The organism is Chryseobacterium sp. BIGb0232, assembly GCF_024810195.1.
Lineage (GTDB): Bacteria > Bacteroidota > Bacteroidia > Flavobacteriales > Weeksellaceae > Chryseobacterium > Chryseobacterium pennae.
The window spans coordinates 19,072-43,424 of sequence record NZ_JANUEH010000007.1 but is presented as its reverse complement, the minus strand read 5'-3'; the positions used below and the strand labels follow the sequence as shown (position 1 = coordinate 43,424).

Genomic DNA, 24,353 nt, shown 5'->3' with positions numbered 1-24,353 from the left:
TTAGTTCAATCTGAAAGGTTTTTTCTTTTTAACTTTATACTAGTAAAAATCAATTATCATGAAAAATTTACTTTTCGTATGCACACTGCTTATCTGCAGTGCATTTTCCCCTGCATTAAAAGCTCAAGGGTCAGATCCTTTCTTAGGACAAATTGCATTCGTACCCTATAATTTTGCCCCGAATGGCTGGGCCGAATGTAACGGACAAATTTTACCAATTGCTCAAAACCAAGCTCTTTTTTCACTGTTGGGAACAACTTATGGTGGAAATGGGACCACCAATTTCGCATTACCGGATATGAGAGGCCGGGTACTTATTCATAACGGGACAAGCCCTTCAAGTGGAACCACTTACACTTTAGGAGAAGTTGGCGGTGCTGAAGGAGTAACATTAACAGTTACCCAAATGCCAGCCCACAGCCATTCAGTAAGTGCTGTAACAGCAGAAGGAAATCAGAATGTACCCACCGGAAGCCTTCCGGCTAATACAAAAGTTCTGGATAAAGAATATTCAGACGCAGCAACAGATACTACCATGAAAAGTAGTATGATAGGCAATACCGGAGGAAACCAACCTCACGAAAACAGACAACCATTTATTACATTAAAATGTATTATTGCGCTAAATGGTATTTTCCCTTCCCATAATTAATTGTTATGAAATACCTTTACTTACTATGTCTGGTACTTGCAGGCTCAGCTTCAGCCCAGACGATTACCTTTAATGGATGTCATAACCTGTTTGAAAATCAGAATTTTATTTTTAATAAAACAGGAGTGGATACCTTCAATAAAAACATCTACATGACAACTCCTATTAATGATCAACAACCCTGTGGAGGGTTGGGAAACTGTGAATTTAAAATTCAATGGAACAATGCGCTTACCAGATGGGAATTCCTTGGTGATGAAGGAAACGGCACTTTCACCACTCCTTATTTAATTTATTACAATTCAACAGGAAATAATTCCCTTTCGATACCTCCGGGTAATGCAATAGGAACATGGATTGAAAATACAACTGTAACCAATGGAGACTGTAACGGAAATCTTACGGCTGCCAATTCTACCATGATGGGCGATGTACAGGGCGGGACATTAGGAATACAGGAAATTTCCAAAAGTAAAATTCAGATCTTCCCCAATCCTGTTTCTGATTTCATTCAGGTTTCAGGAATTAATAATGCACAGGTTATGCAGATCTACAATATTGATGGACGACTTATTAAGTCCGAAGTCTTCGATTCAAAGGTTGATGTGTCAAAACTTACTCCGGGAATGTATATCTTAAAAATTATAATGAGGAATCTACAGTCTCATGAATTTAAATTCGTGAAAAAATAAAATAATTTTCTTCATAAAACTAATGAAGGCTTTTGGAGACTCCGAAAGTCTTTGTTTTATTTTTAGGGAATATTTTTTGCCGGAAACTGAATATGCCATCCAGTGTTGTCAATAATTTCATTTATTTTCCGGAAACTGAAATATTAAGAATTATATATCAGTCTGGAGCCGTATATGATTATTTTAAAGTCCCGCTTCATATTATTGAGAACTTTGGTAAGGCTTCATCCAGAGCTAAATATTTAAACAAGGTTATCAAACCCAGATTCAGATATAAAAAAGTGAAATAAAAAAAGACTGTCTTTATGATGAGACAGTCTTTTCTATATTATTAAAATTCTTTATAAAGAATAGTTAGGAGCTTCCTGCGTGATGATCACATCATGTGGGTGTGATTCTTTCAATCCACTTCCTGTAATCATTACCAGTTTGGAATCTTTTTGTAAAACTTCAATATCTTTAGCCCCACAATATCCCATACCAGCTCTTAAACCTCCGGTTAACTGGAAGATCACATCTTCTAATTTTCCTTTGTGTGGTACTCTTCCTTCAATTCCTTCCGGAACGAATTTTTTAGCTTCACTCTGGAAATATCTTTCTTTTCCTCCTCTCTTCATGGCAGAAAGGCTTCCCATTCCCTGGTAAGACTTGAATTTTCTTCCCTGGAAGATAATTTCTTCTCCTGGCGCTTCGTCTGTACCTGCTAAAAGAGAACCCAGCATTACTGCTCCTGCTCCACTTGCAATAGCTTTTACAATATCTCCGGAAAGCTTGATCCCACCATCTGCAATTACAGTTACGTTCTGAGATTTAGCATATTCGTATACATTATAGATTGCAGATAGCTGAGGTACCCCAACTCCGGCAACTACTCTTGTTGTACAGATAGAACCTGGTCCAACACCTACTTTAAGGACATTAGCCCCTGCTTTGATAAGATCTGCAGCCGCTTCAGCAGTTACAATATTTCCACCTACGATATCTAAGTTCGGATAAGCTTTTCTGATTTCAGAAATTTTATCTAAAACTCCCTTAGAATGTCCGTGTGCAGAATCAATAGCAATAATATCCACTCCAGCCTGTACCAAAGCTTCAATTCTGTCTAAAGTATCTTCTCCCACTCCCACTCCGGCTCCTACGATAAGGCGTCCGTTCTGGTCTTTATTGGCATTTGGATATTCTAGTTGATTATCGATATCTTTAATGGTAATTAAACCTACAAGCTTGTTATCCTTATCTACAATAGGTAATTTCTCAACTCTGCTTCTAAGAAGGATTTCTTTTGCTTTTTCAAGATTGGTATCTTTGTCTGAAGTGATCAGGTTTTCTTTTGTCATGATCTCCTCTACTTTCACATCAAGATTTTCCTGATACTTTACATCTCTGTTGGTAATAATTCCGATAAGAACATTATTAGTATCCACTACAGGAAGTCCTGAGATTTTGAACTTAGCCATCATCTCTTTAGCCTGTCCTAAAGTGTAGTCTTTTGATAGGGTAACCGGATCTGAAATCATTCCGTTTTCGGAACGTTTCACACGGTTTACCTGTGCTGCCTGCTCGGCAATCGTCATGTTTTTGTGGATAAAGCCTAAACCTCCAACTCTTGCCAGGGCAATTGCTAAATCACCTTCAGTAACAGTGTCCATTGCAGCGGAAACTATCGGAACATTCAGCGTGATTTTGTCGGTAAGTCTTGATTTTAATGAAACCTGATTAGGTAAAACTTCTGAATAAGAAGGGACTAGAAGAACGTCATCGAAAGTGATGGCTGTCTCTACAATTTTGTTATGAATAGACATCTTTACTTTCTGTGCAAAATTAGGTTATTTTAACGACATATGAAAATCATTTTTAATAGTTTAAATAAAAATTAATAATCAATAACTTAAATCGAAAAACCGCTCTTTTTAAGAACGGTTTTCCTTTACAAAATAAATTGAGTATGTCTGAAACTACTTGCAACAATTAATTTTCTCTCATGATTAATCTGCTGTTTTTAAACAAAATTCTTTATAAGATTATTTGTCTGCAACGGCATTGATCATTTTTGAAATATCATCCGGGGTAAAACTTCCTTTTACATCCACAAAAACCAATTCTTTATGTGAATTTACAGTAATAAGCATATTTTTAATGGCCTCTCCTTCCTGTTTCACGCGTAGATTTACATTTTCTCCATTATGTTTTATAGTCGCCCACTCTTCAAAATGATTATTATTTAGAAATTTAGCATAATCGTTCAGCATTTCTTTACTGCCGTTTTCTACTGTAAGAATCTTTATTTTAGAGATCTTTTTGATAAGGCTGATGAGTTCTTCACTTTCCCCATCTTTTCTCAGAGCTTTCTTGATATAGGGTTTGGCCAGCATTAGTGGCACATTAAAACTTGTAAACCTGGCACCTTTAAAATCATATCCGGAATCTGAGAAGAAATCCATCTTTGGTTTACTGGAAACAATACAGGATTGAAGTGTACCTATTACCAAAAGCGAAAATAAAATAGTTTTAAGAGTTTTCATGGTGATGATTTTAGTCTATTGCTTTTAATAATCCTCCTGATGTTTTACTGATGTTAGCATCTATTTCAGGTCTTCCTTTATATCTTACCGATCCTCCTGAAGAGGCCCTTACTTTCAGTTTTCCTGATACATTTACACTAAGGTTACCTCCGGAAGTAGCTTCTGTTTCAAGATAAGTAAATTCCAGATCATCTGCTTTACACAGTGCTCCACTACTGATATCAATAGTTCCGGAGTCTGCTTTTCCGCGCAGGCTGATATTGGACCCGCTTGAAATTTTGACACCGATATTCCCCGATGTAATTCCTGCTCTGATATTTGATCCGGAAGAAGCTGAAATGTTTGTAGTATTTGAAATCTTGAAATCTCCTGTTAGGTTGGAACCGGATGAAGCATCAATTTTCATATTTTTCTCCTGAATAGACTGCACTACTGTAAAGTTAGATCCTGATGATACATCAATATTTTCCATTCTTGGGGAAGATACATTGATACTCAAATTTTTAAATCTCAGATTTCTTACCCCTTTATTATCGATATAAACTTTCAAAACTCCATTCTCCACTTTTGTAATAATATATTGCAGCTTATCTGCATCAGCAATCACTTTTACACTGGTTTGTTTTTCCTGTTTAAAGATTACGTTTACTCCTGTACTCACCTGGATTCCTGAAAAATCGCCTACATTCCTTGCTTCTCCGTTCAGGTAAGATGAATTATTCTCTGAAGTCAGGCTATTTCTTGTGCTGGTTACCGGATTCTTTTTCGTTTCGCTGGAGTTGATGATCTTGCTTACATCATCCATGGAAAGTTTTCCGTCAAGCATTACAAAAATGTTTTCCCCGTTTCCTCCGTCAATACTCAGCAACAGGTCTTCTAAAATACCGTTCTTAGCTTCTGCGGAAAGAAATTTCACTTTAGCCCCGGCGTTATTCACCGACATGATTTCGCTATAGTTCAGATTTTTCAAATAAGATGAAATATCTTTACCCAGCTGAGACATATTAGTCTGAACCTTGCGGCCATCAACAGTATTTCCTTTTTCCTGATTTTCAGTAATAAGAATTTTTAATCCGTTGATTTTTGATAATAACGGTTTAATCTGATCCAGCTGGGAATCATCTATATTGAGACTGCTCAGCATACCAAACATTGGTTTTGCAATCTTAATAGAGGTTACTCCTTCCACTTCCTGATATTTGTCAAAGAGCTGGTCAAATTTATCTTTTTGTCCATATACATTAAAGAAATGGGAAAAAGCGAGAGCGAATATTATGAATAGTTTTTTCATGAGTCAATTTTTATTTTCTTAAGGTTAATGATGGCAATTCTTTTTCCGATTAATAATCATCATCTACCACCGTAGGCTGTGCCAGTTTTTCACTAACGTTGTTTGCAAATATCTGGAATGAGTACTTTGTTACATTGATTGCTTCTTCTACATTGTCTATTCTTTTACCATTTACAATGACATAAGAATTTTCATATCCTGTAGAATCTTTAGACTTATTATTTTGTAAAGAGGAGTTGTCTGCATACCTTGGTTTTCTTTCTTTTTTAAGCCTTCCTCTTTTCGGCAATATCTCATCCATTACATCTTTTTCAGCCACATGATTATCCTGAAAGATAGAATCTTTTTTTGTTCCTGAAATAGAATCGGTATGATTTACTGCCACCTGCTCCTGGTGATTATTATTTTCTTCAATGAAGCCGGATTTTTGCCTTAATACTTCATTTTTCACCAGACTTTCCTTATCATGAACTTCTGTTCCGGAATTGTTTTTAAGGAAAAGTCCGACACCAAAGACCAGCATTATACTGGCGGCCATCCAGAACCATTTGGGAAAGGAGGGCTTTCTCTTTTCTTCCAACGGAATAACAGGAGTTGCATTCTCTTCAGGCTTCGTATTTTCTGCCTGTTGAAGAAAATCATCAAAGCTCCATTCCATTTTTTCTTCCTTTATATCCTGGAAGATTTCATCGTATTTATCTTGTAATTGATCTTTTTTCATAGCTCATCAGTTGTGAGATTTGTTCTTTTACTTTTTGTCTTGCCCGCATAAGGTTTACCCTTACTGCATTTTCCTCCATTTCCAGCATTTCGGAAATTTCAGAAACATCGTACTCTTCTACATCTTTCAAGTGGATCACCAGTTTCTGTTTTTCGGGAAGCTGATTGATAAATCCTATAATATATTCTTTAAGATTATCAACTTCCATACTGTAAAGTTCCGACCGGTGAAGTTGCATATCCGCAAAGCCTATCTTCACATCGTGATGCTTCAGACGGTTCAGGCATTCGTTCCGGACAGACTTCAGCGCATAGGATTTTAAATTTCCAAACTGCTCCAGTTCATCCCGTTTCTGCCAGAATTTCATCATAATATCCTGCACTACATCTTCTGCCTCATCACTACTCATGACGAATCGCTTCGCAAAACGATACATCTCGTCTTTGAGAATAAACACCGTATTCTTGAAAGTTTCTTGGGTCATGAGTTTTGTTTCTTATAGGTAAGACAATTGGTCTTTACAATCTATTACATCAAAAATAAAAAAACTTTGAAAAAAATATTTTTTTTATTTTCTATCGAGTTTTCGGCTAAGATAAACAATTAAGCACATTGCTTTCTTTTAGAAAAATACTATATTTAATTTATTAAACAACATAACTGTAGAGGATAAAATATAAATATGAAGAATACGATCAAAATCCACAATCCCTGTTCTGAAAACTGGGATAAAATGCAAGACTTTCCTACAGGAAAGTTTTGTGAGAAATGCTCCAAATGTGTTGTAGATTTTACGGATAATACTGATGAACAAATTCAGGATATTATTAAAACAGCTGATGGAAAAGAAATTTGCGGAAGAATTTCAACAAGATCATTGGCGTTAGCTGCTGCGGGAATTATCTTAATTACGAACCTCACTTTTGCTCAGGGTCAAGCTAAAGATTATTTCAGAGCCGCTACAGAGCAAAAAACAGCAGACATCACAAAAGTATCCGGAAAACTAATTTCTAAAATAACAAAAAAGGAAGTATCCGGTGCTCAAGTTTTCTTTATCTCTAAATCAAAATACATTAAAACCATAACCAATGAAGATGGAACTTTTACCCTGGAGATCCCCAATGAATTGATTGAGAAGAAAAATGTTTTATACTTTGATTTTGATAAAATTAATGCAGCTTCAAGAAATGAAAATATGATCAGTTCAAATGATTTTAAAAATGAAGCTATTATTTTTGAGAAAAACGAAAGATTAGAGAATAAAGAATTCAGCATTGATTCCAGGACATATACTGTAGGCGGAGTTTATATTTCTCAGGAAACCCCTCCGGACTACTATTATTTCAATGGAAAAAGCATTAGTGAAAGAAAATTTGAGAAATTACAAAAAGAAAACCCAGCGTATCAATTCTTTTTTTTCAAAGACAAAGAAGCGGAGATTATTTCCGGAAAAAGTTATTTAGATAGTCTAAGATTATTATATTCAAACTAAAAAACAAACCCTCAGAAATACTGAGGGTTCTCTATTTTATTTTAGTTTTTTAATAGGTATCAAAAACATGCTTCAGAATTGCCTTATCTTCTTCCGTTAAAGCTACTTTTCTTCTCGCCATCGCCCTTTCTGCCACTTCATACACTTTATCCAATCTGAATTTCTCATCATCTTTTAAACCTCCCCATGAGAAATTTTCCACAAGGTTCGGTGGAAAACCCGGTTTGAAAATATTGGATGCCACTCCTACAACGGTTCCTGTATTTAACTGAGTATTGATAGCAGTTTTAGAATGGTCACCCATAATCATCCCGGCAAATTGTAAACCTGTATCTTCAAAAGCTTTGGTTCTGTAACTCCAGAATTTTACATGTCCGTAGTTATTTTTCATATTGGATGAATTGGTATCGGCTCCAAAGTTGCACCATTCGCCAATCACAGAATTTCCGACAAAGCCTTCATGGCCTTTGCTGGAATATCCAAAAATAATAATATTGTTTACTTCTCCTCCTACTTTACAGTGTGGTCCCACAGTGGTAGCACCATAGATTTTAGCACCAAGATTAAATTTAGAATCGTCACAAAGTGCAATAGGCCCGCGAAGGTGACACCCTTCCATTACTTCTGTATTTTTCCCGATATAGATTTTTCCTGTTTTCGTATTGATCGTTGAAAATTCAACAGAAGCACCCTCTTCGATGAAAAGGTCTTTTTGATCACCTAAAAACCCATTGGTAGAAGACAATTCCTGTGAAGTTCTTCCATGGGTAAGCAGAGCAAAGTCAAAATCAATCGCATGATGATTGTAAGTAAACAGATCGGCCGGCTTTTTAAAAAAGATCAGTTCTTCCTTAATATCAGTCATTTTTTCGATCTGATGAAGGGAAAACCCTTTCATATTAATCTTCGCTGCTACCAATTCATCTTCATATACCAATGCCTCTCCCTGCTTAAGGTCTTTGATCTGCTGAATAACAGATTCTGTGGGAATAAAGTTCGGAACGATAAAAAGGCTCTCTTTTTCTTCCGGAACTTTAAATTTATCCTGAAGGTACATTTCTGTAAAAAAAGAAACTTCTGTATTCTCCAGAATTCTCTGCCATCTTTCAGAGAAAGTAAGGATTCCGCATCGCATCGCTGCAACCGGTCTTGTAAAGGTAAGCGGAAGAAAATCTTCCCAATATTGTGCGTCTGAAAATACTAATTGCATTTTTTAGATGTTAAAGGTTACAAGACAGAAGGTAAAGACTAAGGCCGAACTTTTACTGTCTAAAAACAAAAATACAAAAAGATGAGAGAAGTTGGGAGAGAAGACAGAAGATAATAGATGGATAGATAATAGACAAAGAGATGAGAGATGGATGATACCTTTGGCATATCCTATCTTGTTCATAAGTTCTGTCATTTATTTTTTACAACAAAAAAGCCTTCCAAAAAATTGAAAGGCTTTAATATTTTGAGTATACAAAAATTACTTAGCGAATTTTTTGTATTTGTTCATGAACTTATCAACTCTACCAGCTGTGTCAACTAACTTAACTTTACCTGTGTAGAAAGGGTGAGAAGTTGAAGAGATTTCCATTTTGATTAATGGATACTCTTGTCCTTCGAACTCGATAGTATCTTTTGTTTCTGCAGTAGATTTGCAAAGAAACACCTCGTCGTTACTCATATCTTTGAAAACAACAAGTCTATAATTTTCTGGGTGGATTCCGTTTTTCATAATGCTATTTTTAAAAAATTAAAGTTTGCTTTCGAAATAGTAATGGATATTTCTCTGCTAATTTTAGGTTGCAAAAGTACAACTTTTTTTCTAATATCCAAATAGTGAATTCAATATTTTTTTATTGATAAGAAATTCAAAGTATTTTCGTTAAATTTGGAACTTACTTAAACTTTAATTTCGATGAAATTCAAATTATTACTGGCTTTTTCTTTCTGGATGCTCCTTGTCGCAGTATCGTGTAATAAGGATGACATTACGTTTGATGCGCCTTCACAACAGTTAAGATTTTCAAGAGATACCGTATTCTGTGATACCGTTTATAATCAGGTACGTTCTGAAACCTATGTAGTAAAAGTATATAATAATGAGGATAAAGATATTCTGATCCCAAGGGTGAATCTTGAGAATGGGGTATCATCATTATACAGAATCAATGTGGATGGAAAACCGGGATATGATTTTAAAGATGTTCCTCTGAGAAAAAAAGACAGCCTATATATATATGTAGAGATTGCTCCACAGGCAACAGGCCCGGAAGCCATTGCTGAAGACAAGGTAATTTTCACAGGACCTGCCGGGCAGCAGCATGTAACCCTGTTCTCTGTGGTTCAGGATGCAGAATTCTTTATTCAGACTCCTACGAATCCTAATGTAATTACCAGTTCTACGACCTGGACCAATAATAAGGCGAAGATCATCTATGGAGATCTTACCCTGGATAAGAACGTAACGTTGGATATAGATCCTGGCACCAAGGTATATTTCCACAAAAACAGCGGAATGAAAGTTTCGTCGAATGCTGTTTTAAATATTAATGGCACTTTAGACAAGCAGGTTATCCTTCGTGGTGACAGGAATGATCCTTATTATGATACGATATCCAAAAACTGGAATTCTATTAAAATGGAACCTGCATCTATTCTTAATATGAATCACGCCAGATTATTCGGAGGAACAAAAGGTCTGGATATGAAACAGACCACTGCCAATATTACCAATTCATTTATACATACTTTCTTCGAATATGGAATTTATGCCGTCAATTCTAAAGTTACAGCAAGCAACTTAGTGATGAATAACTGTGGTTCATCATGTATCGGGATTTTCAAAGGCGGAAGCCATAATTATACTCATGTTACCGTTGCCAACTATTCTAAATCGATGGGAACTTTTAACAGAAATGGGATCTTCGTAACGAATGAATGGAAGAATGAAAAAGGACAGTCAGAGCAAGGTGCTTTACAGCAATTTAACCTCAGAAACAGCATCGTTTATTCTGACAGGGATAATGCATTACAGTTTGAAGCAACACCCGGACAACAGTTTGACTACCTGATTCAAAACTGTTTATTGAAATATTCCGGTACTTCAGAAGCTGGGTTTACTTTTGATAATAATGTAAATGTAGTACAGACAATCAAAAATGAGGATCCTCAGTTTATGAATTATTTTGCTGCAAAAATGAATCTAAGAGTAAAAACGACATCTCCGGCAAAAGGAAAAGGAAATGTAACTGTAGCAGGCAACGTACCTTTTGATATTGTAAATGAATCAAGAACCACTAACCCTACACTCGGAGCTTATCAATAATGGAAATTACGCAATTACAACAGCAGGTTGACGAATGGATCAAAACCATCGGTGTAAGATATTTTAATGAACTGACCAATATGGCCATGCTTACTGAAGAAGTGGGTGAAGTAGCCAGAATCATTGCCAGAAGATATGGTGAACAGAGTGAAAAGGAAAGTGATAAAAGCAAAGATCTTGGCGAGGAGCTGGCAGATGTACTGTTTGTCACATTATGTCTGGCTAACCAAACCGGTGTTAATCTGCAGGATGCTTTTGACAGAAAAATGAAAATAAAAACCGATCGTGATAAAGATCGTCATCAGAATAATGAGAAATTAAAATAAGACTCCAGATGCTAGATCTCAAATACAATCACACTTGAAATACGGCATTCGGATTCTGAAATCTGAAGAAATAATGAAGAAGCTAGAAAAATCAACATTAATAGGAAATAAAACAGTACAGATCAGCGGTTCGAAAAGTATTTCGAATCGTTTATTGATTCTGGAAAGTCTGTTTAGTAATATAAAAATCGGGAATTTATCTAATTCTCAGGATACGCAATTGCTGAAAAAGGCATTGTCTGAAGTTACGGATGTAGTAGATATTCACCATGCAGGAACAGCGATGCGTTTCCTTACATCCTACTACTCTATTCAGGAGGGAAAAACTACAATACTTACCGGCTCCGGAAGAATGAAGGAAAGGCCGATCAAAAATCTGGTAAGTGCCCTGAAAGATCTTGGTGCTGAGATCGAATATATGGAAAACGAAGGGTTTCCCCCTTTAAAAATCACAGGAAAAAAGATTACACAGACTTCTGTAAATGTCCCTGCTAATATTTCCAGCCAGTTTATTACTTCTCTGCTTCTTATTGCAGGAAAACTTGAAAACGGACTGGAAATTCGTCTTGTGGGAGAAGTGACTTCAAGATCTTATATTGAAATGACCCTTGATATTCTGACAAGATTCGGAATTAAAAACAGCTTTGAAGGAAATACCATTAAAGTAGAACCTTTCACTCAAAATAATGACGCTTCCACCAAAAGCTACGAAGTGGAAAGTGACTGGAGCTCTGCATCCTACTTCTACTCGATCTGTGCGTTGGGAAGAGAAACCATTCATCTGAAAAGTTTCTACAAAGAATCTACCCAAGGAGATTCAGCTATTGCAAAAATTTATGAGAATTTCTTCGGAATTACAACAACCTATTCTGAAGCTGAACATCAACTTACGCTGGAACCTCAACCTGATTTTTCTTTCCCTGAAAAAATTATCCTTGACATGAACAACTGTCCGGATATTGCACAAACACTTTGTGTAACGGCTGCTGCATTGAAAATTCCTTTTGAAATTTCAGGATTGGGGACATTAAGAGTAAAAGAAACAGACAGGCTTCAGGCTTTATATAATGAACTGAAGAAGCTGGGTACAGAAACCGAAATTACAGATTTAACCATTGAATCGGTAAGTTTTGGAGAACCTGAAAAATCTATTTCAATCAAAACATACCAAGATCACAGAATGGCCATGAGCTTTGCCCCTTACTGCCTGATCGGGGAACTTACTATTGAAGATGAAAATGTTGTGGAAAAATCTTACCCGATGTTCTGGGAAAACCTTTCAAGCATTATGTCAAATTAATTTGAAAATCTGAAAATGTAGTAGTTTGAGAATGAATCATTGAGTATTCTCAAATTACTGCATCCATTAAAAACCACACCCAATCATGAAAAAATATCTGATCTTATTTGCCTTGACACTTCCGTTATCAATATGGGCACAGTACCTTCTTCCCAATGAAGAAATCATCTTTTCTTTTGAAACAAAAAACGGAAAGAAAATGACATTGGTAAAAGATAAAAAAGATGAATACATTCAATATCGTTTCGGAAATAAAACTAAAGTAGAAATGGAGTTTCCTGCAGCAAGAACTAAAGATAGCTGGAAACAGTTTAGCTACAGATCTTATCACAGAGGCGGAGGGAAGCAAAATGCAGGAATGGATCTGAGTTACTTGTCATTCACTAATAATAACTATCAGTATCAGGTATACAATTCTTATTATGCGGAAGACGCATCCCATTCCACAGGAGTTACTGTAACAGATAGCAAAGGGAAAGAAACTGATATTCCGGGGATATACAAATCGATAAAGGGCAATCTAAACAGTTTGGACGAATCCACATTGATTGTAAAAGAGAATACAGGATTATAATTCCTGAATATTTTTCCTATGAAAAAGTTATTTTCTTGTATTGCCATTATACTTGCAACTCTGTCTTTTGCTCAAAACCTGAAAAATTTTTCTGTCCCAAAAGGTTATAAAAAAGTGAAGGAGATCAAAGGAGATCTGGATAAGGATGGCAAGAATGAAACTGTTCTTGTATTCGATACTGATAAACCAGCATCTGCCGAAGAAAAAGATTATAAAAGAGTTTTCTATATTCTGAAAAATGATCAGGGAAATCTTAAGATCTGGAAAGAAAATTCTACTCTGCTTTATTCAAGTAGGATGGGCTTTTATCCTGATGGTAATATTCTTGACATTCAGATTAAAAACAACTGCCTGATTGTCGAACAGCATTTCTCCAGCAATTCAAGACATACCCTGACTAATAAACATACTTTCAGATTCCAGAACGGAGATTTTTATCTCATAGGTTCCTATGATAATTTTGCAGATAACTGTGAGTTTGATTTTACCAATGAAATCAATTTTTCTACAGGAAAAGTCATTGTGGACAGAGAGTATTCGTCATGTGATGATGAGACCAAAGTACCGGAAAGCTTCAACAAGGAATTTAATTATAAGCTTAAGACCCTTATTAAAATGGATGATTTCAAAATGGGTGAACACAGGTTCAAAATTCCGGGATTGAAGGAAGATTTTGTATTTTAAGATGGAACCAGCATGCTTGAAGATGGAGGTTATCTATCCTGGAAAAGCTATAGCAGACTTTTGATCTGCTATTTCAGTATATAAAAAAGAAAATACCTCATCCTCGAATCAAAGTACTTCCCTCTTCCAGCTTCCTACCTTCCATACAACAATTTAATCATCTTTTAAAGTTAAATTAACTCCTGCCTGCTTGACATATTCTTAATTTTAACTCTAATTAAAATGTAAACTATGTTCAAGCACCACATGAAATATGTAAAAATTTTTACCTTTAGCATTGCCACTGCAACAGTTTTCTTTTCCTGCTCAGAAGGAGTAGTAGAAAGGGATTCCAATGAAACAGGTCTTAATCCTCTCAACAAATCGAGCTATAAAATGGCTCTTGTTCCTGTAGAAATGAACAGCTGGATGGCTGGATTGCAGGATAATATTTCAATTTCAAAAATTTCCATTCCCGGCACCCATGATTCCGGAGCGCGTATAGATGCCCCTGTAGTAACAGGTACAGCAAAGACACAAAACCTCAGTATTGCTGAACAGCTGAATGCAGGAGTTCGATTCCTGGATATCCGTTGCAGACATATTGATAATTCATTTACGATCCATCATGGTGCTATTTACCAGAATTTAAATTTTGATGATGTTCTTAATGCTTGTTATGCTTTCCTGGCAAGCCATCCATCAGAAACCATTATCATGTCTGTAAAAGAAGAACATGATGCCTCCAATACCACAAGAAGTTTTGAGAGCACTTTTGATTCATACATTCAGAAAAATCCTTCAAAATGGGATCTTGGAACAACTATTCCTACTCTTGGAGAAGTAAGAGGAAAGATTAAATTACTCAGACGGTTTTCATCCGGAACATCTAAAGGAATCAATGCTACTTCATGGGCAGATAATACCACCTTTGAAATCAATAATCCCGGGGCTCAGCTTAAGGTTCAGGATTATTATAAGGTGTCCAATAATGATGATAAATGGAACGGAATTTCCAATCTTTTCAATGAAGCCAAAAGCAGCAGCAGTAACAGACTATTCATCAATTTCACCAGTGGTTATAAGCCCGGAATCTTCGGAATCCCAAGTATTCCTACGGTTTCCAATGCGATTAATCCTAAACTTAAAACATTCTTCCAAAGCAATACAAAAGGTTCTTATGGAATCATGCCTGTTGATTTTGTAAACACTGAACTGGCTGAACTGATTGTAAAAACTAATTTTTAGTGTAATTAAATATAAATTGTAGTCGTGAAGCTGCCTCTTATTGGAGGCAGCTTTTTTATACTTGCAGCTTGAGAAGATTACAAGGATTTTTATTTTATGGGTATTCAATGAAGCAACATTTACAACAAATAAAAAATGCAGTCTTTAGCTGTTAAAGACTACATTTCTATTAAAAGTATACATTGAATAAGTTCAGTTATTTTTCAATTCCGTATGCGGCCATGATCTTGTTGAAAATTTCTGTATTTTCAAACAGTCCTGTAAACTCTTTAGAATTCGGGCCATAGGCAAAAACACTTGAAGGAATAGAGGTATGGTCGTTGGTACTGAAGTTTCCGAATATCCAACCATCTTTCAGGCTTCCGTCCAGAAGGGTTAGGCCACCGGTTTCATGATCTCCTACCACAATAACCAATGTTTCTTTATTTTCATCTGCAAACTTCATTGCTTTTCCTACCACATGGTCAAAATCCAGCAATTCGGTGACAAGTTGTTCTATATTATTGCTGTGTCCACCGCCATCGGTTTGGGAAGCTTCCACCATCATAAAGAATCCTTTTTTATTATTCTTCAGATCATTTAAGGTCAGATCAAAAGCCTCAGCCAGCCAGTTTCCTCTTCCGTTGGTGATTCTTTGTGAAGCCAGAGGATCAATAATCAGGGTTTTATTATTTATTTTTCCGGCCGATTTAAGGTTATGATACAGGTCTACTTTTGCCTCTTTAAGTTTCTGTTCCGTTTCCTGTGTCAATCCGCTCGTAGGGCCGCCAATCAGAATTTTGGCTTTGGAGGTAGCAAAGTCTTTCAGAATAGGTTCTGAACTGTTTCTGTTGTCAGAATGGGCATAGAAATCTGCTGGAGTTGCATCAGTTACATCCCCTGTAGAGATCAATCCGGATACTAGTCCTTTAGAAGCAATAATATCAGGAATCTGAGCCAGCGCTTTTCCCATAGCATCAACCCCAACAAATGTATTTTTAGTCTTTACACCCGTAGCAAATGCTGTAGATCCCGGTGCAGAATCGGTAACGTAGGCATTGGATGAATTGGTTTTAGACAAACCTGTAGCTTTCATATTAAAAACATTCAGTTTTCCTTTATTGGCAGTAAACGCAGCATAATATTGTGGTAAGGAAGTTCCGTCCGGAATCAAAAGGATTACATTTTTTACCTTTTTACTGATTCCGTCTGTTCTATAAGTGGGTGTATAAGTTGCATATTCCTTCGTATTTTTATAATAATTCTTCGGAATGCCGTTCATAAATTTTTTAAGATCCGGAATATGATCGGTATTGATATAATCCACTCCCATATCCATCAGATTCACCCAGGCATTAGGGAAATCCGGAGCACCATAGAACCGCATCGGCTTTTGCTGGGTATGTGCTTTGTCTACAGCTTTTCTGATCTTTTCCATTTCTTCATCCCTCGGAATTCCTTTTCCATTCCATTTTACAAGCCCGGGTAGATCTGCACTGAACATGCCGATTCTATTTAATTGGTCTCCAGAATATGTTCTATCCAGATCACCATCAAAATAAAGATAATTTGGATAATTTTTAAAATCTACAGGCTTAGGTCTCCCTCCTGTGATCACTATTTTCACTCCGGAATTTCCAGTAATTTCCGGATATTTTTTCAATGTATTAATCAATGCAGCCAGAGTCGTTTTATAATCCTGTTTAATATCGATCAGCAATTGTAATTTTTTATTCGCATCCGGATAAATGGTCCCTTTATTTAGTTTGATCTGTTTTGAAATATTATCCAGATATAAATTTTCCAGCGTTCTGTCTGCAGAAAGTTCTTTTTCTGTATGGGCCACCCAAAGCTTGTCTTTCACCAGAAAAACATCTGCTTCAATAGAACCGAAGTTGGCATAATATGCCTGCCAAAAAGGAATCTCCTGCATATAATCATTGTGAGAATGGGCATTTCCTACATTATAATTCAAATAATTCTGCGCCTGGCTTTCAGAGAAAACTGCCAGGGCCAGCAAACCCAATATTTTTGATAGTTTCATTCGTAAATTTTTATGGTTTTTGTAGGTTAAAATAGAATATCACTCATATCATTAACATCGTTATTCTATATTTCCTTTTAAAACACGATATCATCACAGAGTTCCTGCAATGATATCGTGACTGATATATAAGATTAAAATTTTACCAACCTTCATTTTGTTTAATAATACCGTGGCTGTTGACAATCTCAACCTGTGGTACCGCCCAAACATTATGAACTGCCGGATTAAAGTTTCTGGCTGCCCAAGCTTCTTTTCCATCCATACCATGAAGTGGTTTAGCATAGGTTGCCTGTGCATCTCCCCAACGCACAAGGTCTCTGTGTCTGTCTGCCCATTCACCAGCAAGCTCGCAACGTCTTTCGTGTTTCAGATCAGCCATAGTACAGCCACTTTTTGAGGTAAGACCAGCACGTTTTCTGATCATATTGATTTCCTGATCTGCAGGTTTATTTTGCATCAGTAATGCTTCTGCTTTAATAAGGATTACCTCAGCATAACGCATAATGGGAACAGAAAGATCTGTACAAGGATAATCTCCGTTGGCATTTACGTGCCCATCTTTAAATGGATATTTGAAAGCATCCATATATTTATTGAACTGGCATTTTGTAAGGGAGTTTGAGCTGGCATATGTTCTTACTGCCCCATCAAAAGTAAACTGATCTCCTTCTTTAAGGATGGTTACACTTCTTCTAAGATCCCCTGTTTCATATTCATCATACAGTTCTTTTGTGGGCTGGAAGTATCCCCAGCCGTTATATTTTCCCCAACCTTTGTTTTCTAACATTACTCCCGGAAGGATACTTCCTACTCCATTAAATTTAGTAGTACTTGGTACTGACCAGATATATTCTGAACTGTAATTATTTTCAGCTTTAAAAACATCTCCAAAATTATTCAGTAAATTTCTGTTTCCTTTGGTCATTACTTCATTTGCCCAATATTCTGCATTCTTCCAATCTTTCATAAACAGATATACTTTAGCCAACAATGCCCAAGCTGCTGCTTTATGGGGTCTTCCATAATCTTTAGCTGGAAGTTCTTCCTGGCTAGGCAATATTTCTGCTGCTTTTTTCAGGTCATTTACAATGTAATTGTAGTTTTCCATTACATTGGCAGTTCTTGGAATTGGATTAGGATCCGGCTCTTTTGTACGGTCTATGATAGGAATACCTGCTTTTTCATTTCCATAACTGTAGGCAAGTTCAAAATACATTCTGCTGCTCATAAACAATGCTTCTCCCAAATATTTGTTTTTCACGGCCTGTGAAGCCTGAATATTATTCACATTACGGATCACACGGTTAGCAACCCCTATCACTGTATATCTTTTATTCCATTGAGTCTCCAGATCTCCTGCTGCGATATAGTTGCTGCTAAAATTCTTCACATTATCTGCCTCACTCTTCGATCTTCCTGTTACCATATCGTCACTGGCATTGATAAACCAGAAAAAACCTCTTCCATAGAATTCACTGTCAGAAAGCGGTTTATACATGGCATTGGCTCCTGTAATAAGGTCATTTTCACTTTTCCAGAAGTTAGCTTCTGTTGGAGTACCTTCCGGCTCTATGTTCAGTTCATTGGTACATGACAATACTGATGCTGACAGCCCTGTTATTAAAATGATTGTATTGAAAATCTTCATTTTTTTACTTTTAAATTTGTTTTAGATTAAAACCCGACTTCCAGTCCGAAAATAAATGAACGGGCCTGAGGATATCTCCCGGTATCTACGCCATACGTTTCCATTCCCACTTCAGGGTCAAAACCTGTATATTTGGTAATGGTAAACAGGTTATTGCTGGTAACATACACTCTGATTTTATTCACATCAAGTTTTTTGTAAAGTTCACGTGGTAATGAATATCCGACTGTAAGGTTTTTAAGCCTCAAATAAGAACCGTCTTCTACATAGAAATCTGATACTTTGGAGTAATTACCGCTTGGGTCACCCTGCACCACTCTTGGAATATTGGTATTGGTATTCTGAGGCGTCCATGCATTCAGGATATCTCTGTCCATATTATAATTCTGCCCTGTTCCTCCTGGGTTTAATGAAATAAATTTCAATCCGTTGAAGATTTTGTTTCCATAAACACCCTGAAAGAATAAGTTAAGGTCAAAGTTTTTCCAGGTCATGTTATAAGAGAATCCGTAAGAGAATTTTGGATATGGATTTCCAAGGTTTACAAAATCATTATTATTCAATGCTCCTGTATTGCCTTCTTTTTTCAGGAATTTAATATCTCCGGGTTTCGCATTAGGCTGAATAAGATTACCGTTAGCATCTTTATAATTGTTAATTTCTGCCTGGCTCTGGAAAATCCCATCGGTCTTATAACCATAATAAGAATAAAGAGATTCGCCCACTTTTATACGGGTAGGCTTCAGAACTCCACGTACGTTATTACTGTTGACAAAAATCTCATCCACATCGGCCAACTGCTTCACCGTATTTTTTAGTTGACTAAGAGTTGCTCCGATTGAATAGGTAAAATCTCCGGTATTTTTACCATTAAAATTAATTCCTATTTCATATCCTTTATCCTGAAACAACCCTGCATTTACATACTGATCTACATAGGTTGCTGTACTCGGAAGGTTCACATTGAAGATTTGATCAGTTGAATTCTTCACGAAGTAATCAAATTGCATAGAAAGCCTGTTACGGAAGAAGGAAGCATCTACCCCAAAGTTGGTTTGTTCTGATTTCCCCCATTTTAAATCCGGATTAGGCCTTGTCTTCGCATAGTAAGCAATATTCTGTGTTGGATCCTGTCCGAAAATAATGTTATTATCACGAATCATCTGCGGATTTACTGCCTGGTAAGAAACCCCGCCAAGGTTTCCTAAAATACCATGACTTCCTCTTAATTTCAGGTTGGAGAGCCATACAATATCTTTCATGAAATTTTCTTTGGATACCATCCATGCTCCTGAAATGGAATAATAGTCTGCAAAATGTTTTTCTTTAGAGACTAAAGATGTTCCATCTCTCCTTCCCAGTAAACTGATCATATATTTTCCGGCATAGTCATAGTTTACCCTTGCCAGATAAGAAGTTAAAGCACTTCTGTATTTGTAACTTTCTGCTTCTCTATAAGTATCCGCAGCATTCTGAAGATATCGGAAGGCTTCCGCTTCACTTCTGAAATCAAAAGTTTTTGCCCGGAACCCATCTTCTGTTGTTTTCTGGAACGTTAAACCTGCAAGAAAGTCAAAACTATGTTTACCCGTTGTGAATTTATAAGTAAGGAGCTGCTCAGCAAGAGAAGTAGATACATTGTTGTTCTGATATTCTAAACTGTTGGTATCGAAGATCTTCCCTACCTCCAACACTCTGGAAGTAAATTCTTTCACATTTCCTATTTTAAATGTTTGAGCAAAGTTGGATCGGAATTTCAAATCTTTAGCTAACGCAACTTCGATATAAGGATTAATCAATATCTCATGGGTAGGATTCTGAATGCTGATTCTTTTAAGATAAGCAACCGGGTTAATCATATCTCCATATCCTCCTGCCACATCAATGGGTAATCCTGAAAAGGCTCCTGATGGTGTATATATCGGAACGTTAGGTGGGTAATACATAGCAGCAACCAAAGCTCCTGTATATCCATTCTTTGTGTTGGCTGTATTTCCGTCAGAGTAATTATAATACATATTCTCTCCAATCGTCAGCCAGTCTTTTACTTTGTGTTCAGAGTTTACCCTGAAGTTATATCGTTTTGCCTGAGTGTTCAATAAAATTCCTTCAAGACTTCTATGGTTCATTCCTACGAAGAATTTGGATTTATCACTTCCTCCGCTAAGATTTACATTGTATTCCTGGATGGTTCCTGTACGGAAGATATCTTTCATCCAGTTGGTTCTAGTAATACCTCCATCAGCATATTTCTCAGCATTGAAGGCCAGTGGAAGACTGCTCAGTTTTCCTGCATTCTCATATGCCTGACGCATTACATCCTGGAACTCTGCAGCATTTAAGGATTCTCTTAATTTCCATGCCTGATTAATTCCATATTTAACATCAAAATCCACAGTCAGTATTCCTTTTTTTCCTCTTTTTGTCGTAATCAGGATCACCCCTCCGGAAGACCTCGCTCCGTAAATAGCAGCAGAAGCATCCTTAAGCACAGAAATATCCTGAATATCGTTAGGATTAATAGCAGGAGTTCCGTTAAAAACAACTCCATCCACAACATAAAGAGGGGTTTCACCATTCACCCCACCCAGACCACGGATATTTACTTTAGGGGAGCCATTAGGATCACCACCTTCGTTCACTACAGTTACTCCGGGAGCTTTTCCCTGAAGAACTTCACCTACTCCAGACAGAGATCTGGAAGTAAGCTTATCCAATGAAGCCTCCGAAACAGCACCGGAAACCTTACTTTTTTTCTGTGTTCCGTATCCAACAACGACAATCTCGTCGATGGATTTTTCTTTTAAACTGTCTTTTTTTTGGGAGAGGAACATCGGTGAAGCTGAAATTGCACCAATAAGTAATACCCTACCCGTTAAATATGTTACTGAGACAGGGATTTTAAATACATTCATGACATCCTTTTTAATTAGATGCAAAATTAGAACAGCCCTACCTCCCGTTAGATTAATATTTCCTTATGTTTTTATTAAGAAATTTTAGTTTCTCATGAATATTGGATTTTATAGCAAAAAATTAACTTGTTTATTTCCAATACGATAAACTATTAAAGTAATTATTCTATTGATATTCTATACATAGCTAAGATTAACTTTACCTTAAGTTTAGAACCCATCAGACCCAGACGAAAGAACAGGTTGACCTCTTTCCTACAGAAGTATTCGGGATTAATAAATTACAGACTTCCCTTTTCTTTTTTTACATTTGCTGAAAATAGATTTTCGTACTCACAGACAATCGAAAAACAGTGATTGATGGGTAAGAAAAATGAAACAATAAAAAATCATACGAATTAAATGACCATTATCATCACAGGAACCTCTTCAGGAATTGGATTTGCTTTGGCCGAATACTTTGGTAAAAAAGGGCACAACGTATATGGTTTGAGCCGAAAATATACAGAAAGCCAATACTTCAAATCTATCCCTACGGACGTTACTGATAATTCCGCTGTACAGAATGCCATGGCAGAAGTTTTGAAAACTGAAACCAGAATAGACGTTCTCATCAACAATGCAGGAATGGGCATGGTAGGGGCTGTAGAAGATTCTACCAAAGAAGATATTCTAAAGCTTTTCAGCTTAAATCTTGCCGGCCCTGTTCAGATGATGAGTGCCGTTCTTCCGAAGATGCGTGAACACCAATTCGGAAAAATTATTAATGTATCCAGCATCGGAAGTGAAATGGGACTGCCGTTCCGTGGATTTTACTCCGCTTCAAAATCAGCTTTGGATAAAGTAACCGAAGCCATGAGATACGAAGTTTACCCTTGGAATATTGAGGTATGCTCTCTGCATTTGGGTGATATTAAAACTAATATTGCAGAAAACAGAGTGATTGCTCAGGTTTCTCAGCCATATAAAAATGTTTTTGATAAAGTCTATGCTCTGATGAACTCCCATGTGGATGAAGGAACTGAACCATTGGAAGTAGCAGAATATATTGAGAAACTTTTAGGAAAGAATAAATGGAAAGCTCATTATTATTTTGGTAAATTCGGGCAGAAAATCGGAGTTCCGCTAAAATGGATTCTTCCGCAGGGTGTTTATGAGAATTTAATGAAGAAATATAATAAACTGGATAAAAATTAGTTGATTGATAGAACGCATTGTCATTCTGAACGGAATGAAATGCGGTGAAGAATCTTTTTGTATTTTTATGCGGTTCTTTATTCGCTTTTGAACGATGTTCACAAGCCTTCAATTTATATTCAGAATGGCAATTTGAAGTTACTTTTAAAAATATTTTTTGTTCTGTTCTGCGTTTTTATACAAGCGCAGAAAAAACAGTATTGGCTGATCGATACGGAAACCAAGGTCAGAAAAAAAGTAAAGGATTCCACGTCTGCAGTAAAATTTCTGGACTCTCTGGCTCAAAACAATTATTTTTTCACCCAACTGAAGGAGGTAAAAATAAAAGGCGACAGTACAGAAATTTTCTTTGACAAAGGAAAAAACTTTAATCAAAGCTATGTAAATCTTTCCGACTCTATTGTTCAGAAACTTAAAATTCAGAAAGATTTTTTTACTAAAAATTTAGATTCCACCAAGAAGAGCATCAATAAAAATTATATTGATGAGGGATATTCTTTCAGCAGGATCAAATCAAAATACAAAGGACAGAAAAACGGATATCCGGTTGTAGAACTTGATATCAATAAAAATGATAAAAGAACGATCAACGGATTTGTTGTAAAAGGGTATGATAAGGTTCCACAAAGGTTCATTAAAAATCTTGAAAAAGAATTCAAAGGCAAAAACTATGATGACAAAAACCTCTTAGCTATCAACAAAAGCTTTCAGAGTCATCCTTTTGTTATGCTTGACCGGCAGCCTCAGACCTTATTTACCAAAGATTCTACCAATATATATCTGTTTTTGCAGAAGAAAAAGACCAATACCTTTGATGGGGTGATCGGTTTTGGAAATGATAAGTCTGAAAAATTCACTTTAAACGGGACGATGAATGTGAATTTCAGAAATATGTTCAATGGATTTGAGGCGATCAATCTGTATTGGCAGAGAAACCCTGATAAAGGGCAGACTTTTGATCTTCAGGTAGACATTCCTTATCTTTTTAAATCTAATATCGGAATGAATACAAAGGTGAATATCTACAGACAGGATTCTACCTTTGCCAACGTAAAATTCCTTCCTGCTTTTTACTACCACATCAATAACCGTAATAAACTTGGTCTTCGTGCAACATTGGAAACTTCTACCGTTATAGATTCTTTGTACGCCATAGGGAAAGACTACAACAAAAAAGGGATCGGGATCTGGTTTGAAATGACTGAACCTACCGATATTGATCTTTTTCTTCACAAAACAAAGATCACTGCCGGATATGATTATCTGACAACGACCTATACCAAAGGAAATATAAAGGCTGCCCAAAATCAGTTCTATTTCTCCGGTGAGCATAATTACCATATTTCAGGAAACCACTTCCTCAATATCAAAGGGGAAGGTGCCATGATGGATTCTAAGATAGAGTTTTCTGCCAATGAACTTTACCGCTTCGGAGGATGGAATTCTATGCGGGGGTTTAATGAAAATTCCCTTGCCGCCGATTTTTATTATTACGGAAGTTTAGAATACCGGTATCTCATAGGAAATCAGGCTTTCTTTGATCTCTTTGGACAGTATGGCCAGCTCAATAATAAATCTTTGAATGTAAAGCCTAAGCTTTATAGTGTGGGACTCGGTTTTAATTTCTTCATCCCGATCGGGCTGATGAGCTTTCAGCTGTCGAATGGTAATGAGTTTGGAAATCCTTTCAAATTCAATGATATAAAAATCCACTGGGGAATTCTGAGTAGATTTTAACAGAGAATGGAAGCGGGATCCGGGAAGCTTGAA

At 36.4% G+C, this 24,353-nt stretch carries 22 protein-coding genes; 12 read left to right on the top strand and 10 right to left on the bottom strand.

Annotated elements, in window-relative coordinates:
* The first annotated feature begins 58 nt into the window (after positions 1 to 58).
* The 3 genes from M2372_RS15985 to M2372_RS15975 all read left to right on the top strand — a co-directional run bounded on the left by M2372_RS15985 (position 59) and on the right by M2372_RS15975 (position 1,634).
* Positions 59 to 652, top strand: coding sequence for a phage tail protein (locus tag M2372_RS15985; protein WP_123320956.1), 594 nt, complete (start codon positions 59 to 61; stop codon positions 650 to 652).
* A gap of 5 nt (positions 653 to 657) precedes the next feature.
* Positions 658 to 1,344, top strand: coding sequence for a T9SS type A sorting domain-containing protein (locus M2372_RS15980; protein ID WP_123320957.1), 687 nt, complete (start codon positions 658 to 660; stop codon positions 1,342 to 1,344).
* A 92-nt stretch (positions 1,345 to 1,436) separates the two neighbouring features.
* Complete coding sequence (locus tag M2372_RS15975; RefSeq protein ID WP_123320958.1) at positions 1,437 to 1,634, top strand: KTSC domain-containing protein; 198 nt, start codon at positions 1,437 to 1,439, stop codon at positions 1,632 to 1,634.
* 51 nt (positions 1,635 to 1,685) lie between these two features.
* Here the strand turns inward: M2372_RS15975 and guaB are convergent, their stop codons facing one another.
* The 5 genes from guaB to M2372_RS15950 all read right to left on the bottom strand — a co-directional run bounded on the left by guaB (position 1,686) and on the right by M2372_RS15950 (position 6,362).
* On the bottom strand, positions 1,686 to 3,146 hold the full coding sequence (guaB, locus tag M2372_RS15970) for an IMP dehydrogenase (RefSeq protein ID WP_123320959.1): 1,461 nt from the start codon (positions 3,144 to 3,146) through the stop codon (positions 1,686 to 1,688).
* Between the two features lie 219 nt (positions 3,147 to 3,365).
* Complete coding sequence (locus M2372_RS15965) at positions 3,366 to 3,866, bottom strand: DUF4252 domain-containing protein (RefSeq protein ID WP_115970558.1); 501 nt, start codon at positions 3,864 to 3,866, stop codon at positions 3,366 to 3,368.
* A 10-nt stretch (positions 3,867 to 3,876) separates the two neighbouring features.
* Positions 3,877 to 5,157 carry a DUF4252 domain-containing protein gene (locus M2372_RS15960; RefSeq protein WP_123320960.1) on the bottom strand — a complete coding sequence of 427 codons (1,281 nt, stop codon included), beginning with the start codon at positions 5,155 to 5,157 and terminating at the stop codon, positions 3,877 to 3,879.
* Positions 5,158 to 5,206: 49 nt separating this feature from the next.
* Entirely contained in the window at positions 5,207 to 5,878 is a 672-nt protein-coding gene (locus M2372_RS15955) for a hypothetical protein (protein ID WP_185018909.1), read from the bottom strand.
* Positions 5,853 to 6,362, bottom strand: a complete 510-nt coding sequence (locus M2372_RS15950) for an RNA polymerase sigma factor (protein WP_115970560.1) — start codon at positions 6,360 to 6,362, stop codon at positions 5,853 to 5,855. Before M2372_RS15950 ends, M2372_RS15955 begins: the two co-directional genes overlap by 26 nt.
* 198 nt (positions 6,363 to 6,560) lie before the next feature.
* Between M2372_RS15950 and M2372_RS15945 the strand changes: the two genes are divergently transcribed.
* Positions 6,561 to 7,370 carry a hypothetical protein gene (locus tag M2372_RS15945; protein WP_123320961.1) on the top strand — a complete coding sequence of 270 codons (810 nt, stop codon included), beginning with the start codon at positions 6,561 to 6,563 and terminating at the stop codon, positions 7,368 to 7,370.
* A 49-nt stretch (positions 7,371 to 7,419) separates the two neighbouring features.
* Here M2372_RS15945 and M2372_RS15940 read toward each other — a convergent pair whose 3' ends face one another.
* On the bottom strand, positions 7,420 to 8,580 hold the full coding sequence (locus M2372_RS15940; RefSeq protein WP_123320962.1) for a putative sugar nucleotidyl transferase: 1,161 nt from the start codon (positions 8,578 to 8,580) through the stop codon (positions 7,420 to 7,422).
* A gap of 261 nt (positions 8,581 to 8,841) precedes the next feature.
* A complete protein-coding gene (locus M2372_RS15935) occupies positions 8,842 to 9,093 on the bottom strand; it encodes a type B 50S ribosomal protein L31 (protein WP_027375398.1) in 252 nt (83 codons plus the stop codon).
* 183 nt (positions 9,094 to 9,276) lie between these two features.
* Between M2372_RS15935 and M2372_RS15930 the strand changes: the two genes are divergently transcribed.
* The 6 genes from M2372_RS15930 (at position 9,277) to M2372_RS15905 (ending at position 14,797) form a co-directional block, all read left to right on the top strand.
* Positions 9,277 to 10,686, top strand: a complete 1,410-nt coding sequence (locus tag M2372_RS15930) for a hypothetical protein (RefSeq protein WP_123320963.1) — start codon at positions 9,277 to 9,279, stop codon at positions 10,684 to 10,686.
* Entirely contained in the window at positions 10,686 to 11,012 is a 327-nt protein-coding gene (locus tag M2372_RS15925) for a nucleotide pyrophosphohydrolase (RefSeq protein WP_065395382.1), read from the top strand. Before M2372_RS15930 ends, M2372_RS15925 begins: the two co-directional genes overlap by 1 nt.
* 73 nt (positions 11,013 to 11,085) lie before the next feature.
* Positions 11,086 to 12,312, top strand: a complete 1,227-nt coding sequence (locus M2372_RS15920) for a 3-phosphoshikimate 1-carboxyvinyltransferase (RefSeq protein WP_123320964.1) — start codon at positions 11,086 to 11,088, stop codon at positions 12,310 to 12,312.
* 85 nt (positions 12,313 to 12,397) lie between these two features.
* A complete protein-coding gene (locus M2372_RS15915) occupies positions 12,398 to 12,886 on the top strand; it encodes a hypothetical protein (RefSeq protein ID WP_123320965.1) in 489 nt (162 codons plus the stop codon).
* A gap of 18 nt (positions 12,887 to 12,904) precedes the next feature.
* Complete coding sequence (locus tag M2372_RS15910; RefSeq protein WP_123320966.1) at positions 12,905 to 13,570, top strand: hypothetical protein; 666 nt, start codon at positions 12,905 to 12,907, stop codon at positions 13,568 to 13,570.
* A 231-nt stretch (positions 13,571 to 13,801) separates the two neighbouring features.
* Positions 13,802 to 14,797, top strand: coding sequence for a phosphatidylinositol-specific phospholipase C (locus M2372_RS15905; protein ID WP_228455782.1), 996 nt, complete (start codon positions 13,802 to 13,804; stop codon positions 14,795 to 14,797).
* A 196-nt stretch (positions 14,798 to 14,993) separates the two neighbouring features.
* Here the strand turns inward: M2372_RS15905 and M2372_RS15900 are convergent, their stop codons facing one another.
* From M2372_RS15900 to M2372_RS15890, 3 genes are all read right to left on the bottom strand, one after another.
* Positions 14,994 to 16,820 carry an alkaline phosphatase gene (locus M2372_RS15900; RefSeq protein WP_123320967.1) on the bottom strand — a complete coding sequence of 609 codons (1,827 nt, stop codon included), beginning with the start codon at positions 16,818 to 16,820 and terminating at the stop codon, positions 14,994 to 14,996.
* Between the two features lie 142 nt (positions 16,821 to 16,962).
* Positions 16,963 to 18,471: a RagB/SusD family nutrient uptake outer membrane protein gene (locus M2372_RS15895; RefSeq protein WP_123320968.1), complete on the bottom strand. Its 1,509-nt coding sequence runs from the start codon at positions 18,469 to 18,471 to the stop codon at positions 16,963 to 16,965.
* 26 nt (positions 18,472 to 18,497) lie between these two features.
* On the bottom strand, positions 18,498 to 21,386 hold the full coding sequence (locus tag M2372_RS15890; RefSeq protein ID WP_123320969.1) for a SusC/RagA family TonB-linked outer membrane protein: 2,889 nt from the start codon (positions 21,384 to 21,386) through the stop codon (positions 18,498 to 18,500).
* Positions 21,387 to 21,788: 402 nt separating this feature from the next.
* On the opposite strand from M2372_RS15890, the gene M2372_RS15885 reads away from it, so the two are divergent.
* Positions 21,789 to 22,583 (top strand): SDR family oxidoreductase, encoded by a 795-nt coding sequence (locus M2372_RS15885; protein ID WP_123320970.1) that lies wholly within the window; start codon positions 21,789 to 21,791, stop codon positions 22,581 to 22,583.
* Positions 22,584 to 22,715: 132 nt separating this feature from the next.
* Complete coding sequence (locus M2372_RS15880) at positions 22,716 to 24,320, top strand: hypothetical protein (protein WP_123321003.1); 1,605 nt, start codon at positions 22,716 to 22,718, stop codon at positions 24,318 to 24,320.
* Positions 24,321 to 24,353: the final 33 nt, after the last annotated feature.